The following is a 14640-nucleotide window of genomic DNA, read 5'->3' on the forward strand; positions in this document are numbered from 1 at the left end:
AAGGCTGCCTAAAGTATAACTGGCGGCCTTTCCTGCTTTTTGGCCTGTGCTACTCCGGCTTCTCCCGCTTATCGGAGAATGGAGTTGGTTGCCCTACCAGCCATTGCGGCTCGCCTTTAAAGCCGTTTAGCTCGTTGTGCTGGTCAAAGGGTACCTTTATACTGTGATAATAGTCCTGCTGCTTGTAATCTTTGCGGAGTGGGTGCCCTTCCCAATCGGCTGCACAGAGGATGCGCCGCATGTCGGGGTGGTCAGTAAAGAGGATGCCTATCATGTCGAAGATTTCCCGCTCGTGCCAGTCGGCACTGCGCCAGACAGAGGTAACCGTAGGGACCTGTGGCATAGGCTGCTCCGGTGTGGTGTTGCGCGCCACAACCACCTTTAACATCAGCTGATGATCGTAAGGGATAGAGTAGAGGTTATACACCACTTCCATTGTGCCAGCCGCGGGGCCATTGTCGATGCCTGTCAGGCTGGAGAGGTAGTCAAAGTAAGTCGACTGGTTATCGTGCAGCTCCAGGCACACCTCCGCTATCCGCTCCGCTTGTATCACCAGGTAAGGTTGCAGCTTGTTGTCCTTGACCTCCTGTATAACCTCCGGACCAAAAGTATCCGCTATAAAATCTCTGAGCTCCTCGAACGACACGGTTTTAACTTTGAATAACTGAATGATGAATGGTCTCTGTTGGCTTATCCGCGTCGGCAACAGGTTGCCCTTGTTCGGCGCGCTTGGCCATGAGCTGTTGCACAGCCCTTGGTGCGCGGATGGTTTCCTTTCGGATGATTTCCTGTAACTGGAGGAAGCCGCCAATCAGCGCTTCTGGCCTAGGCGGGCAGCCCGGCACGTACACATCCACGGGTATAATGCGGTCTACGCCCTTTACCACGTGGTAGCCGTGCTCCCAATAGGGGCCCCCGCAGTTAGAGCAGGAGCCCATCGAGATCACATAGCGCGGCTCCGGCATCTGCTCGTATAAGCGACGCACCCGGTCTGCCATTTTAAAAGTAACGGTACCAGCCACGATCATCACATCTGATTGCCGTGGGGAGGCACGCGGAATAATGCCAAAGCGGTCCAGGTCGTACCCGGAGGCATAAGCCCCCATCATCTCAATGGCACAGCAAGCCAAACCAAAGCCCATCGGGAACAGCGAGGTCAGTCGCGCCCAATTCAGCAGGTCGTCCAGTTTGGTGATGACAATGCCGCCTTCTCCTGTCTTGTCCTGAGGTATATTCACAGTAGGGGTAATCCGTTATGTTTAAGATTTAGGTATAGGGCAAACACTTACTCGGGGGTAGATGGTTGCTTTTTTACCTCGTATTTCCGCTCATTTACGCGCTGGTACACGTCTATTGGTATTTTAGAACGGCTCTTTGGCAGCACCGGCGCCGGCTTTATCCAGTCCAGGTGACCTTTGGCCCAGGCGTAGGCCAGCCCCAACACCAGTATGCCAATAAAGATGAACATCTCAATTAGGGCAAACCATCCCCACACACCGTCTGTTGCCGCTATCAGTTCCTCACGTCCGAACACTGTAGCCCACGGAAACAGAAAGGCCAGTTCCACATCAAAAATGATGAAGATAAGCGCCACCACATAAAACCGCGGGTTAAACTGTACCCAGGCATTGCCTATTGGCTCCTCTCCGGATTCGTAAGTGGCGAGCTTCTCAGGGTTAGGCCTGTTCGGGCGCAACAGCCTACTTGTCAGCAAGCCGATCGATACAAAGATCGCACCGCCGATAAGGAAGAGCAGAATGGTGCCGAAGTCAGAGATGTAGGTATCTGCCATTGCTTTGCAGCTGTTTTCCACAAAATTACAATAAAATTGTGGGAAAGCCTGCGGGAGTGCCGGGTTCTGGAACGAACAGCCTGCCAGAGCGTAGCCAGGCCCGAAAACATTTGCCTCTGCAAACCTGTACGAGTTAAAACAACAGCCCCAACGCCTAAACAAATTTATACTATGCTTACCGGACGCGTGAACGCACCTGACATCAAGACCCAGTATGGCTGGCTGAACACAGACAGAAGCTGGTCTATCAAGGACTTCAAAGGGAAAATCGTACTGCTTGACTTCTGGACCTTTGGCTGTATCAATTGCCAGCACATCTTGCCAGACCTCAAGCGGCTGGAGGAGGAGTATGCGGATACATTAGTGGTGATCGGCGTACACTCGGCCAAGTTTGACGCCGAGAAGCGAAGCGAGACCATCGCGCAGGCCATTCGGAAGTTCGGGATTGAGCACCCGGTGGTGAACGATGCCGATTACAGGGTGTGGGAGCAGTACGGTGTCCGGGCCTGGCCTACAGTAACGTTGATAGACCCTCACGGGAAAGTGATCGGCCAGCACGCGGGCGAAGGGGTGTACGACACGGTAAAGCCCTATATCGAACAACTAAAGGATACGTTTCAGGATGAGCTTAACCGGGAGCCGGTTAAGTTTCATGTGGAAAAGCCTGTAGACAGCACATTGCTTTTTCCTTCCAAACTGGTAGGTGACAGTGAGGGGAACCTTTACCTATCTGACAGCGGGCACAATCGTATCCTGAAGCTAAGCCGCGAGGGGCAAGTGCTGGAGGTGATTGGCAACGGTAAAGAAGGTTTCGGGAACGGGAGCTACACAGAGGCCAGCTTCTATGAGCCGCAAGGGCTGGCGCTGCAGGATAATACCCTTTATATAGCGGACACAAAAAACAACGCTATCCGAAAGGCAGACCTGGAGCGGAAAGAGGTAAGTACCGTCGCTGGCACCGGAGAACTGGACTACTATTTTGACGAGGACCAGATCGGGGAGCCGGTAAACCCCAATAGCCCATGGGATCTGCTCGTACTAGGTGACAGCATGTACATCGCGAATGCAGGGAACCACCAGGTCCTGCGGATGGACGTAGGTACGGAGAAGGTGTACCGCTTCGCCGGGAACGGGCGCGAGGCCCTTGCCGATGGCTCGTTACAAGAGGCTGCCTTTAACCAACCCAGTGGGCTAGCCAATAACGGGCACGTGCTGTACGTAGCCGATGCCGAGGCCAGTGCTATCCGTACCGTTAACACCCGATCAGGTATGGTGCTGACGCCCCTGGGCAGAGGCCTGTTTGACTTTGGGGATGTGGATGGCCATGTGGATGATGCCCTGTTACAGCACTGTATGGGAGTAGAGGTAATTGACAGCGATGTATACATAGCCGATACCTACAACGGGAAAGTGAAAATCCTGGACATGGAAACGCAGCGGGTGCGCACCCTTACGGAGGGCCTCAGCGAACCGAACGACCTGCTCTTCCTTAATGGGCAACTGTGGGTAACCAGCACCAACAGCCATCAACTCTTTAAGGTAGATTTAAGCACAGGGGAGAAACAAGAGGTGCAGGTAAAGCTACCGGAGCGGGAGGCTTAATTCCAGCGAATACCCAGGGCAAAGCAACCCACCCAGGAGCCCTCCTAAGTGGGGAACCTCTCACAAGAAGGGTGAGCCGCGCAGCTTTTTTTGAAGGGCTGTAAGAATGTAATCCCCTATCTCCTTGAATGGTACAGGGGACACTTTAGCCTTAAAGAAGGGAACTTATGCCTTTACAGGCTCCTGCTCAATCAGGCGCATGCGCAGGTTACGGAAGAACTTGAGGGCATACTGGAAAATAGGGCTGATGATGAGGGTGTAGAAAAAAGAAGCGATGAATGCCGGTCCGCCAAGCAGATAGCCGATGGCGAGCACGATCACTTCTACCAGTATGCGGGACCGGCTTACAGACAGCTTCAGCCTTTCAGAAATAGACAGCATAAAACCATCGCGGGGACCGGCACCAACACTGCCCGCCACATACATGCCGCCGGCAATACCCGTTATCACCATGGCACAGGCCAGCGTCAGGTAATCGAGCGGCGTATGAGTAGCCTCCGGCAGAAAGCCGAGCCAAAGGAAGAGGTCTGTGAAGGGGCCGATCAGCAGGGCGTTCAGGAAAGTGCCAATGTTGATGTATTTCCTGTTCATCATCCACGAAATGCCCACAAACAGCAGGCCTACAAGTGTACTCCAGGTACCGATCGAGAAGCCGTACTGCTGGAACAAAGCCACATTCAGAACCTCCCAGGGGTGTAGTCCCAGGTACTTTACCTGTACAGCAGTAGCATTACCCAGGCCAAACAGCATTAAGCCTGTAAAGAAAAACCCATAGTTAATAACCTTCTCACGCATAAGCAGTCTTTCTGTTGCCTTTATATTTGTGTATACAACAGTTGCGGCGCAAGTAAGTTAAATTCTGTTTAAAATTTATAAAAAGCGTTAAAAGGCCAAAGGGTTTTCTAAGCAGCTGTCTGGTGTGCCAGTCGCTGCTTTCCGCGCAGGGCCTGCTGTATGTGGCGCTCCTCGTGCAACACGATAAATTCCAAGGCCTCACCAATTCGTAACTTTAGCAGTTTGAAGAACTCTACAGGTACAGCTTTTTTGTTAAGATTAGTGTTTTTAGCGCCCTCTAGCAGGCTCAGTAACTCAACCTGGTGGTTCAGGAACTCCTCTATGGTAGCACGGTTCAGCTGGCTGTTGTTGGGGTTCATGTGCTTTACCGTCTTATGCTTCTTCATGTTCTGCGGGCGCACCATGTCCAGCGACTTTTTCCCCAGCCAGCTGTAACTAATAACAGGCTCACAAGGGCCATCATGGTTATGGGCAATGGCTTTGGAGAGGGCTGGGTTATAGTAGCGGCTGTAGCGGTTCAGGTGCTCCAGGCATTCGAGCACGCTCCAGCTATCGGAGGAGACTTTATAGTTAAGAGAGTTAAGATCCAGAGAAGAAAGCTCTGTGGCTACTGTTTCGTACAGGCCTCTGATCGTAAGGGAAAGCTGCTCTAATGTTCTCATAGCGGGCGTCGTTTTTTTATATTGTACGCTAAAAGGTACTGGAGGTAATGCTTTTTGATCCTTGACGCACGAGGAAAATGTGTAACAGTTCATCTTCCTCGTGCTCTTTACCTCCGCTGCTCAAACCCTTCAAATCCCTCTAGCTCGTCCAGCTCCCGTACTTCTACCTTCTCTACCCTGGCGCGCTTTGGCCCCTGATGCACCCATTGCTCCAGCTGCTTTAGCGCATCGGTGTCCCCTTCGGCCTCCAGGTACACGGTGCCGTCGGGCTCGTTTTGTACAAAGCCGTTCAGGCCCAGTTCCTGGGCTTGCTCCTGTGTGCTGGCTCTAAAAAATACCCCCTGTACTTTGCCGTACACTCGTATTGCGATGTGTTTTGTGTTGCTCATGGTATGCGTATTACATGTCCTTTTTTGAACGAGTAAAAGGTGGGCCGGTTAGGTAAACCTTTTAATAATGAAGCAGGTGGCCTTTCACCTGTCCTTTGGAGTTTACCTCTAGTGCCGGGAAAGGAAGCTTGATAAAGAACATGCCTTTAAAAAGGGTGTTGAGCAGCTTGCTGTCTGTTTTTATCCGCGTCCAGTCGATGTCTAAGGAAAGCAGGTACTGCCGGTAGCGTGCTGTCTCGGGCAGGTGTACTCCCCGGTAATAGCGCTTGTTCTCAAACTCCCCGAACATGCCATTGGCACTGTAGCCAACAGCTATGTTTGCCCAATCTGGCAAGGTGTTCTTAAGTGCTAGTTTGTTAATAGGCACGCTGAGCCAATATGTGTGTGCGTTATAATCCAGGAAAAGGCTTTCCAGGTGACTGTCGCCGAGGTAACCGTTCGCCTGGCGGTAGTAAGGCGAAGGAGAGAAGCTGAATTTGTATTTGGCCACTTGCTCGCCGAACAGGATCTCCTGCCCGATAACCAGGGCGGAACCAGCCGTGTTGGCGACCATGTCGGGTACAGAGAAACCCCAGCCTTCGTAGAGCCCGTCAAACACTTCGATAGGGGTTTGTAGCACCAATCCCAGGGTGCCGCCATAAAGTAGCGCCTTACCCTTCGGCACACCTGCGTGGCGAAGCAGTTTATAACCTATATAGCTTTCTACATAAGCACCAAAGGCATGCCCGAACTTATCAACCTGCAGGTAACCCTTGGTGTCGTTGTAGAAATGGAAAGGCACCCGCTCGTGGTCTTTGTACCAGATAAACTGCAGGTAAGACATACCGCCCAGGTAAAAAGCAGCCTCTGAGGCTACAATGGGAACAAGCTTCCGGCGGTCTACCTTACTGCTATCCATCGCAGTACTGTCCGGGACTTGCGCATACCCCAGTGGAGCGGCTAAAAGGACCAGAAGCAGGAAAGGCAGCAGTTTTCGAAAGACCATAACTCCTAAAGGCAAAGGTGACTGTGTGCCCTTAAAGATAGTAGTTTAGAATGGTGCGACAGAGACGTACGGCAGGTTGTTTTTGCTAGCAAAAGCTCTCCTCTTCTGGGTACGCTGTTTTAAGTGTCCTGCTGCTCATCTTTTGCGCGGGCCTGCCTTACATCCTCCAGCTCATTCTCATGGATCCACCCTCTTTCGGCGGCGTGTCGGGCTGCGGATAAGGTTTCCTCCACCAGTTTCATTTCTACTCCCTGCTCTTGCACCTGCCGGGCCATGTTTCTTACTTCAGTATCGCGCCCGTCTGGTGACACATCACGAATGTAGATTCCTAAAATGCGCCCGGGGTACTCCTGTACAATTTGCTGGTAGGTTTCCGGGTCGTGCTGTCCGCTGTCGCCAATGCAGATGAACTTAAGCCAGGGGTAAGTATCGAGAATATGGCGGACTTTCTCCAGCTTATAGGCCTGCTCACTGGTTTCGAACTTTCCGTGGTCCCAGGCAGTAGCCCTGTCGCGGAGCAGCAGGGGGCCTTCGGGTATATGGTGCGAGCGCAGAAAGCTGATAAGCAGATCATAGATGTTCCACGTGCTACCAGATACAAAAAAGAGCGGGTTTTGCCTTTGCCCGTCACTACCCTTGCACAGTGCCCGCAAGAAACCGGCAATACCCGGAAAGGGATGGCGTTCTGTCGCGTTCTCTTTTAGCATCAGGCGCATGCGACCCATAAATTGCTTTACATGCGAAACGAGCACTGTATCATCTATGTCTGAGATAACGCCAAACTCCGCATGCTTATCCGGCACAAACAGGTAGCCTTCGGCGTCTTTCTGGTCCTTGTCGGTGTACTGTTCCTGTAACTGCAGTTTCACGGTGGTGCCTGCCTGCTCAAAGTTTAGCGGTGTTTGGGTGTGTATCTCCACATCGAAGTATCCCTCCTGGTCAGTCTCCAGGTCCAGCTCTCTGCCATTGAAGCTGGCTTTTAGCTTGGCCCCCGGTATCTCGTCCGACTCCAGGCGCTTCCACATGTTCAGCCACTGCTCAGGCATGCTGTTTACCTTCCGGGGGCTCCGAATCTTTTCCCGCTCCAGTACACGCCCCTTCAGGTACACATAGTTCTCACTGGCAAACCCATAAAAGGGCATGATCTTGACGGGTTCCAGTACCTGCAGCTTTTTCTTGATGGCGAACTTTACCAGTGAGGCCTCGCTTTCGAGCTCGTCCAGTGTGTTGAGCAGCTTTTGCTTTTCTTCTTCCGAGAGGTTTGCCATAGTGCTTTTTTCTTAAATGAAACGACCTGCAGCAGCAGGAGTTATCCTGTGCCTTGATCGGGACTGTTATGAAGCAGTGAGGGCGGCCACAGCACACTTCTGCTGCACCGAAAACTATAATGGCCAGGGCGAACATTTCCGGTAGCAGACATCGTTATGAATAGGGTGGCCAGGAAGCCGCTCAAAATTGGCTACCTTTGTAGCCTGTGCGTTTAAGTGGCGGACAGTATTAGAAACTAAGATTATGTCATTATTATTCACCGATTTTAAGAGCTGGGAAAAGCACTGCACCGAAACAGGAGAGCCGCTTTACCAGCCTGTGTTGGAATACGAAATAGAGCAGAAAGGACGTACGGAGGAGTTTATCTGGGAGAATATCGCCAAGGCCTTTGAGGTGATGAAAGATGCCGTGCAGACCGGCCTGACGGAGGATATGAAATCCCGTTCGGGTATGGTGAACAACGGTGCTAAAAAGGTGGCCAAATCGCCGGTAACCGTGCTGTCGCCAGAGTTCCAGATGCTCGTGTCGCGGGCTTTGGGTGCCAAGGAGGTAAACTCCTGTATGGGCCGTGTGGTAGCGGCTCCTACAGCAGGGGCTTCCGGTATTTTGCCGGGCACGCTTACGACCCTGCAGGAGTTGCATGGCCTGGACGACCGGAAGATACACGAAGGTTTGCTGGTTTCGGCAGGTATCGCCTTAATCATAGAGCAGAATGCCTCTCTGGCCGGGGCTGTAGGCGGCTGCCAGGCAGAGACGGGCAGTGCTGCGGCCATGGCCTCCGGTGCTATTGTGTATTGCCTCGGTGGCACTGTGGAGCAGGTGTTTCATGCTGTGGCAATCACCATCCAGTGTATGCTCGGGTTAGTGTGCGACCCGGTGGCGGGCCTGGTAGAGGTGCCGTGTATTGTGCGCAATGCCAGTGCGGCTGCCATTGCTTTCTCTTCGGCTCAGTTGGCCATTGCGGGGGTTAACCCGGTAATTCCGGTTGACCAGTGTGTGGCTGCCTTGGGCGAGGTAGGCGAGAGCATGGAGCGCAAGTACAAAGAAACAGCCGAAGGGGGCTTGGCGAACACCCCGAAAGCCCGCGAGATTGAGAACTTCGTACTGGTGCAGGACGTGGAGATATTGCCGGATGAGGAAGAAGTAGAGTAGCACGCCTTTCATCCTGTACAAAAAAGGTAGCTGACCGAAAGGTGGGCTACCTTTTTTGTTTTAGGCTTCTTGTCTGGAGGTCTTCTTGTCCGCTGTCAAAAGCTTACCTGGGTCCATGCAACGCTTGCCGCGTTTTGCGCATCTATGTACATAAAAGAGAGACAGCCTTTTACAAGCTGTTACGCTAGTCGCATGCTTGGGCCTGGCCACCCTTCTTCGGTTGTGCTTAACAGAGTGGGAAGGCTTCTTAACCAGCTTTTGGCACTATATATGCTAAAACTATATATAAGCCTGTGATATTATAGAAGTACTTCATTCCCAAACTGTAAAACTATGAAAAAGTCTTTTCTGATGGCTACGCTGGCTGCTGTACTGGTGCTGCCCGCTTGCTCCGTACCACACATGGCTGTGGAGCCTGCTTTCATGCAAAAAGCAGAGGAGCTTCCTGTCGCCGGCCGTACAACCTTTCGGCCCAGCGGTAACTTTAATATCGGGGACTTTACCGTTGCTAACGTAGACCGCGGGTGGCGTAGAATGAGGGACTTCTCTATCTTCAGTTATCATAACATAGATGCCAAACAACAGTACCAGTTCAGTTTGCAAGATGGCCAGGGGGAGGAGTGGTATGTGTTTGGGGCCAGCAGATTGCACGATAAGTCGTTGCGGTCCAACACAGGCGTAACGATAGACGTTTCCCCGAACAGAGAGTACTACGCCAGCCACTTTACCTCCCCCGAAAGTGGTGACTGGCACCTGCTAACGGTAGACCCCGGCGACTATTTAAGGCGAAATAAGTTTGAGGGAGAGGTATCGAATGGCCGAACGACTTACACCATCTCTCCCGTGTACAAGTTCGAGGGCAGGAGCCTGCCTATGTCCGAGATCATCGGCTATGAGTTTATGAATGGAGACGAGGTAGTGGGTGCGGTACAGGTGATCAACAACGGCAAGGCCTGGCTGCTCCCTGACCTACCCCGTGATATCCGCATGGTGCTGGCGAGTGCCATGGCCTCTTTGCTGCTCTACGAGAAGCTGGACGAGCCGGTAGAGAACTTTGAACCATAGTAAACAGACCGGCTGTTACCGCTCAGAAGCAGAGCCTTGGCTTTTAAGGATTTATGTTGCTTAAATAGTATAACTTACAGCCTTTTATACGTTATAAGAATCAAGGCTTTCTTTGTAGCCTAACAATCTTTCTTAGTTTAATAGCAATACATGAAGAATTTCTTTTGGTGGTGCGCGGGTGCTGATGATACCATTCTTGAAAAGTGCTCTAAGTCGGAGCACATAAAATATGCCGGTGTGGGGGCTACTGTGCTGTTTACCGGCCTGCTAGCCAGTATTTCGGGTGGCTATGCGCTCTATACCGTTTTCGATTCCGTACCCATGGCCGTTGCCTTTGGTCTGTTTTGGGGGGCTGTGATCTTTAACCTCGACAGGTTTATCGTATCAACAATTCGCAAAGAGGGCAAGTTCTGGAAAGAACTGCTGATGGTAACGCCGCGTATCCTGCTAGCCCTGGTGCTGGCAGTGGTAATCTCAAAGCCGCTGGAGCTGAAGATCTTTGACAAGGAGATACAGGCCGTCCTGAAGGAAAAACAGGCAGAGCTCGCTATTCAGCACAAGTCGCTGGTGAACCAACAGTTCGCGGAGGTAGACTCTGTCAAATCTGAGATAGCCGGGATACGGGAGGAAGTGGCCGCCAAGTTAGAGGAGCGTAACAGACTGTACGAAGCCTTGGCTGCCGAGGCCGATGGTACAGGCGGTACCGGCAAGATAGGCAAAGGGCCTATCTATGAGGAGAAGAAACTGCAATACGATAAGGTGGATGAAGAGCTCAAGCTGTTGCAAGCCGACGCACAGCAGCGTATCCTGCTCCGGGAGCAGCGTATTGCGGAACTCATGAAGCAGTATGACGAGACCGTGGCGGAGGGGCAGGAGAGCTTCCAGAATTATGATGGCCTGATGGCCCGCATCAGTGCTTTGGACGAACTGCCATGGCTGCCGGTGTTCTTTATAACCCTCTTGTTTATCTGCCTCGAAACAGCGCCTATCTTTACCAAGCTTATTTCCAGCAAAGGGCCGTACGATGATATCCTGAAAGGCATCGAGCACGAGCGCACCACACAGGAAATGCAGCGTGTGGCGGAGCGCCAGAAACAGTACGACACCCGCACAGCAGTGGCCGAAGCCAAATTCTCTTCCCGTATGGACTATGAGATTGATGCCAAGCGGGAGGAAGAGCGCATCAAGTCCGATGCCCACCTGGAGGTCGTGCGGGAGTCTGCCGCCGTGTGGAAGGAGCGCAAGCTGAAGGATATTCACCGCAGCCCGAACACGGCAGCTGAGATACTGAACGATAACGAAGAGAACGGCTATTACCAGTGGTAGCCTGAAGTAGCATCAAAAAGCGCCTGAGTTAACAAATCACTCAGGCGCTTTTTTGATTTCTTAGCGGGTAGTGCAGGTTGTTCCAGCACTACCGCACCTTTCAAGTAGAACTGTTCTACCTGCCTTCTGACTGTTTAAAACAAAGCTTTGGCAAAGGGCTTGCGCGAGAAAGCAGTTGCTTCGTCCACATCTTTTAAGCGGCAAATGAAGCGTGTCATGCGTTCTACCCCGAAGCCACCGCCAGCTGTTTTAGGCAGGCCCTGCTCTTTCGCTACCCGCAGGTAGTGCTTAAAGGTCTCTTCGTTCGTGCCTACCTCGGCCATGCGCTTTCGGATCTGATGGTACTCATTCTCACGCTCTGCGCCGGACAGGCCCTCACCAAAGCCGGCAGGCCATACCGCATCATAGTTCAGGTACGTGCCAGGGCGCTTTGGGTCCTCTTTGTCATAGAACTCACGGCGGTGGTTCATGAGCCAGAAAGGCTCGGTACTCTCTTCAGATTTGATGCGCTCATAGTCCGGGCCGAGGGCAGCCTCCAGCTTTTCGGTGCGGTATACCGGCCATTTCTCGTACTGTGGCAGCAACTCTCCGCGCAGTTCTAACAGCAGGGCCGGTAGTTCCTTGTTTAGCCGGGCAAAAACAAAGTTTACCAGCTCTTCCATAAACTCCATCACATAGAAGCGGTCCTTCCCTTTAAACTCGAAGTCTATCTGCGTGAACTCGAAGAGGTGACGCCCGGTATCGGCGCGATCAGCAAACTCCAGGCGTACGTTGGGAGACACAATATACAGGCTATCTAAGTCCGGGTTCAGCAGGGCTAACTGCTTATGGAAGATCATAGACTTAGTAAGGCTCCACTGCCGGCCAGCATACCCGATTGAGGCATCCACCACCCCATGGTTCAGGGGATCGGTGATAGGGGAGAGCATGAGCGGCATGAGCTGCGTTAAGCCTTTCTTAAACATGAACTCGTGTGTAGCGCGCACAATACCCTGCTGCACTTGTAGCACTTTTGGCAGCGTAGCCCGGCTTAGGTGGCTCAGGGTGCTTTCCAACTCTGTTGGCTCAGATAGTGTTTTTAGCTCCATTTTATTAAAAAATAACCCGGTTTTATTTTAAATATACATAAATCGGTTAATAAAAGTATGTTTTTGTTGATAAGTGATTAATTAATTATTCGGAGGCTTGAGGAGCAATAAATAAAAAGCTGCTATATTTGGGACATTGTTAAAAACAGCAAGTATAGGAGCTTATGAATTATGAAATTGATAATCTGGATAAGCAGATTCTCAGGCTGCTCATGCAGGATGTAACTCGTGCTTATACAGATATCGCCAAAGAGCTAGGAGTTTCCGGAGGTACCATACACGTACGTATGAAAAAGCTGACAGAAATGGGGGTAGTAAAAGGCTCTCAGCTACTCGTAAACCCTTCTGCCGTGGGCTTTGACGTATGCGCCTTTATCGGGGTGTTCCTGGAGAAAGGGTCAGAGTACAAGGATGCCGTAGCGCAAATGCGGGCAATCCCGGAGATTGTGGAGCTACACTATACCACCGGTTCCTACAGTATGTTCGCCAAAATCATCTGCCGCGACACCAAACACCTGCGGGAGGTGCTGAACGAGAAACTGCAGGCCATAGACGGGGTGCAGCGCACCGAAACATTGATCTCGCTGGAAGAGAGCATCAGCCGGCAGATCACAATTGAGTAAATAAGCTCAGGACCATAAACAGCAAGGGCCACCTGCATACAGGTGGCCCTTGCTGTTTATGCTTAGCCTAGTCTTACTCCTGTTCGTTTAAGAACGGCTCAAACCGCTTGTCATATTTGGTGGGCTGAAAGTTGATGACCTCAAAATTGGCGATCTGGTGCTTGTAGAAGGGGTCTTGGGCTATTAGTTCCCGTACCTCCTCTTCACTACAGTTATACGCCAGTATAACGCCGCCCGTCCTGGGGGCTTTCCGCCCGGAGAAAATAAACTTTTTGTTTGCGTAGTTCTTGTCCAGAAAGTCCACGTGCTGGTCTATGTACTTTTCTACCTCGGACAAGGGTTTTACAAACGTTAGCAGTATCAGAAACATGGCAGCTCCTCTTTTTAGACTAGGTTTACTGCCTTGCTTCTATTTAAGTTTCCCGAGTGCTTCCCGAAGTCTTCCCAATGAGGCCTTGATATCCTCCAGGGAGGCGCCTCCTACTGACAGGCGGAACCAGTTCATGTCGCGTGACGATCCGAAAGCAGAGAAAGGTACAACGGCAAGCTTTGCCTCCTGCAGCACGAAAAAGGTAACGTCCTGGCTTGTCTGCAGTTCTTTGCCATCCGGTGTTTCTTTGCCGGCCAGGTCTAGCTTTGCAGAGAGGTAGATAGCACCCATAGGCACAATCGCATCCACATTAAAGCCCTCGGACTTCAGTTGCTGAAAACCATCATACAGCACGTTCAGGCTCTCCTGTACCTTAGGCTTAAACTCAGCCATAAAGCTGTCCACTTCTTCTGGCTGTTGTAAAAACTCTGCTGTAGCCATCTGCTCGGCCTTTGGTGCCCAGGCGCCCACGTGGCCTAGAATCGACTTCATTTTGTCCATCACTCCTGTCGGGCCAAAGGCATAACCCACACGCACACCCGTTGCAGCAAAACATTTGGAGGTGCCGTCTATGTAAATCACGTAATCGCGAAGCTCTGGGCGGAGGCTTACCGGATCATAATGCTCGGTAGCACCAAAAGTTAGCATCCAGTAGATCTGGTCATAGAGCACGTACAGGGGCTTTTCGCCCTCACCACGGTTTTGGTTTTCCTCCAGTACCAGGTCGCAGATCTCTTCCAGGTCTTTCTTGGAGAACATGGTGCCTGTAGGATTCAGCGGCGAACACAGCGCCAGCAGGGTTGCCCCTTTCAGGTGTGGTTTCACATCTTCGGCGGTTGGCATAAAGTTGTTCTCCGGCCGCGTTTTCACCTCCACAGGTGTAGCCCCTGACAGGTGGCAATAGTGGTTGTTGTTCCAGGACGGGGTCGGGTAAACCACCTTGTCGCCCGGATCAATAAGGGTCATATAAGTAGCATAGATCAGGGGGCGTGAGCCACCCGCCACCAGTATGTCGTTTTCTGGGTACACAAGGCCCAGTCGTTCCTGGTTAAAGGCGACGATGGCTTTGCGGAGCACAGCTACCCCGTTTGCAGGCGGGTAGTTCGTGTGGCCCTGTTCGTAGGCTTTGGTAATACCCTTGCGTAGCGCTTCGGGAATAGGGTAAATACTTGGGTTAAAATCGCCAATGGTAAGATTACAAATAGGTTCTCCTTTGGCTATCATTGCGTTCACCTCGCCGGCTACCCGAATTATCTCGGAGCCGATCAGGTTCTGCGCCATTTTAGAAACGGTCATGGGTAAGGTCAGTCTTAAGTGTAATGCTCACAAGTTAGATATTTCCGGTCAACTATATCCCAGCGCTGCCTAAAATAGTTTGCGGTGTGCAGGTGCTTTATTGTTGCCTGTAGAATATATGCTGGAGTTTCTTATAGCGTTGTGTTAAGCTTAATGTAAACTCCTCAGGATCGCAATTCTTATTCTGTCTATGCTAGCGTAGTGCCTGCTGATCCTGTAGAATCAC

At 51.7% G+C, this 14640-nt stretch carries 16 protein-coding genes; 5 read left to right on the forward strand and 11 right to left on the reverse strand.

The window, feature by feature from the left end:
• Positions 1 to 49 precede the first annotated feature (49 nt).
• From CHB92_RS05360 to CHB92_RS05370, 3 genes are read right to left on the reverse strand one after another with little or no spacing between them, the layout of a single operon-like run.
• A complete protein-coding gene (locus CHB92_RS05360) occupies positions 50 to 646 on the reverse strand; it encodes an NADH-quinone oxidoreductase subunit C (protein ID WP_089318145.1) in 597 nt (198 codons plus the stop codon).
• Positions 647 to 650: 4 nt separating this feature from the next.
• Positions 651 to 1238: an NADH-quinone oxidoreductase subunit NuoB gene (gene nuoB / locus CHB92_RS05365; protein WP_089318146.1), complete on the reverse strand. Its 588-nt coding sequence runs from the start codon at positions 1236 to 1238 to the stop codon at positions 651 to 653.
• 47 nt (positions 1239 to 1285) lie between these two features.
• Positions 1286 to 1792, reverse strand: coding sequence for an NADH-quinone oxidoreductase subunit A (locus CHB92_RS05370; protein WP_089318147.1), 507 nt, complete (start codon positions 1790 to 1792; stop codon positions 1286 to 1288).
• 171 nt (positions 1793 to 1963) lie between these two features.
• Here CHB92_RS05370 and CHB92_RS05375 point away from each other — a divergent pair, with 171 nt between their 5' ends.
• Entirely contained in the window at positions 1964 to 3394 is a 1431-nt protein-coding gene (locus tag CHB92_RS05375) for a thioredoxin-like domain-containing protein (protein ID WP_089318148.1), read from the forward strand.
• 165 nt (positions 3395 to 3559) lie between these two features.
• Here CHB92_RS05375 and CHB92_RS05380 read toward each other — a convergent pair whose 3' ends face one another.
• The 5 genes from CHB92_RS05380 to CHB92_RS05400 form a co-directional block, all read right to left on the reverse strand.
• The gene (locus CHB92_RS05380) at positions 3560 to 4189 is read right to left on the reverse strand and encodes a YczE/YyaS/YitT family protein (protein WP_089318149.1); all 630 of its coding nucleotides are present in this window, start codon (positions 4187 to 4189) and stop codon (positions 3560 to 3562) included.
• A 107-nt stretch (positions 4190 to 4296) separates the two neighbouring features.
• Positions 4297 to 4851 carry a DinB family protein gene (locus tag CHB92_RS05385; protein ID WP_089318150.1) on the reverse strand — a complete coding sequence of 185 codons (555 nt, stop codon included), beginning with the start codon at positions 4849 to 4851 and terminating at the stop codon, positions 4297 to 4299.
• A 107-nt stretch (positions 4852 to 4958) separates the two neighbouring features.
• On the reverse strand, positions 4959 to 5240 hold the full coding sequence (locus CHB92_RS05390; RefSeq protein ID WP_089318151.1) for an acylphosphatase: 282 nt from the start codon (positions 5238 to 5240) through the stop codon (positions 4959 to 4961).
• Between the two features lie 61 nt (positions 5241 to 5301).
• Positions 5302 to 6225 carry a DUF2279 domain-containing protein gene (locus CHB92_RS05395; protein ID WP_089318152.1) on the reverse strand — a complete coding sequence of 308 codons (924 nt, stop codon included), beginning with the start codon at positions 6223 to 6225 and terminating at the stop codon, positions 5302 to 5304.
• 119 nt (positions 6226 to 6344) lie between these two features.
• The gene (locus CHB92_RS05400; protein WP_089318153.1) at positions 6345 to 7493 is read right to left on the reverse strand and encodes an App1 family protein; all 1149 of its coding nucleotides are present in this window, start codon (positions 7491 to 7493) and stop codon (positions 6345 to 6347) included.
• Between the two features lie 244 nt (positions 7494 to 7737).
• Here CHB92_RS05400 and sdaAA point away from each other — a divergent pair, with 244 nt between their 5' ends.
• The 3 genes from sdaAA to CHB92_RS05415 all read left to right on the forward strand — a co-directional run bounded on the left by sdaAA (position 7738) and on the right by CHB92_RS05415 (position 11037).
• Entirely contained in the window at positions 7738 to 8646 is a 909-nt protein-coding gene (gene sdaAA / locus CHB92_RS05405; protein WP_089318154.1) for an L-serine ammonia-lyase, iron-sulfur-dependent, subunit alpha, read from the forward strand.
• A gap of 333 nt (positions 8647 to 8979) precedes the next feature.
• A complete protein-coding gene (locus tag CHB92_RS05410; RefSeq protein ID WP_089318155.1) occupies positions 8980 to 9711 on the forward strand; it encodes a hypothetical protein in 732 nt (243 codons plus the stop codon).
• Positions 9712 to 9861: 150 nt separating this feature from the next.
• Positions 9862 to 11037 carry a DUF4407 domain-containing protein gene (locus CHB92_RS05415; RefSeq protein WP_089318156.1) on the forward strand — a complete coding sequence of 392 codons (1176 nt, stop codon included), beginning with the start codon at positions 9862 to 9864 and terminating at the stop codon, positions 11035 to 11037.
• A gap of 134 nt (positions 11038 to 11171) precedes the next feature.
• On the opposite strand, the gene CHB92_RS05420 is transcribed toward CHB92_RS05415, so the two are convergent.
• Positions 11172 to 12125: an asparagine synthetase A gene (locus CHB92_RS05420; RefSeq protein ID WP_089318157.1), complete on the reverse strand. Its 954-nt coding sequence runs from the start codon at positions 12123 to 12125 to the stop codon at positions 11172 to 11174.
• A 164-nt stretch (positions 12126 to 12289) separates the two neighbouring features.
• Between CHB92_RS05420 and CHB92_RS05425 the strand changes: the two genes are divergently transcribed.
• Positions 12290 to 12748: an Lrp/AsnC ligand binding domain-containing protein gene (locus CHB92_RS05425; RefSeq protein ID WP_089318158.1), complete on the forward strand. Its 459-nt coding sequence runs from the start codon at positions 12290 to 12292 to the stop codon at positions 12746 to 12748.
• Between the two features lie 73 nt (positions 12749 to 12821).
• Here CHB92_RS05425 and CHB92_RS05430 read toward each other — a convergent pair whose 3' ends face one another.
• The gene (locus tag CHB92_RS05430) at positions 12822 to 13118 is read right to left on the reverse strand and encodes a YciI family protein (protein WP_089318159.1); all 297 of its coding nucleotides are present in this window, start codon (positions 13116 to 13118) and stop codon (positions 12822 to 12824) included.
• A 39-nt stretch (positions 13119 to 13157) separates the two neighbouring features.
• Entirely contained in the window at positions 13158 to 14414 is a 1257-nt protein-coding gene (locus CHB92_RS05435) for a pyridoxal phosphate-dependent aminotransferase (protein ID WP_089318160.1), read from the reverse strand.
• Between the last annotated feature and the right edge of the window lie 226 nt (positions 14415 to 14640).

Origin of the sequence: Pontibacter ummariensis, assembly GCF_900188175.1 — a bacterium.
Lineage (GTDB): Bacteria > Bacteroidota > Bacteroidia > Cytophagales > Hymenobacteraceae > Pontibacter > Pontibacter ummariensis.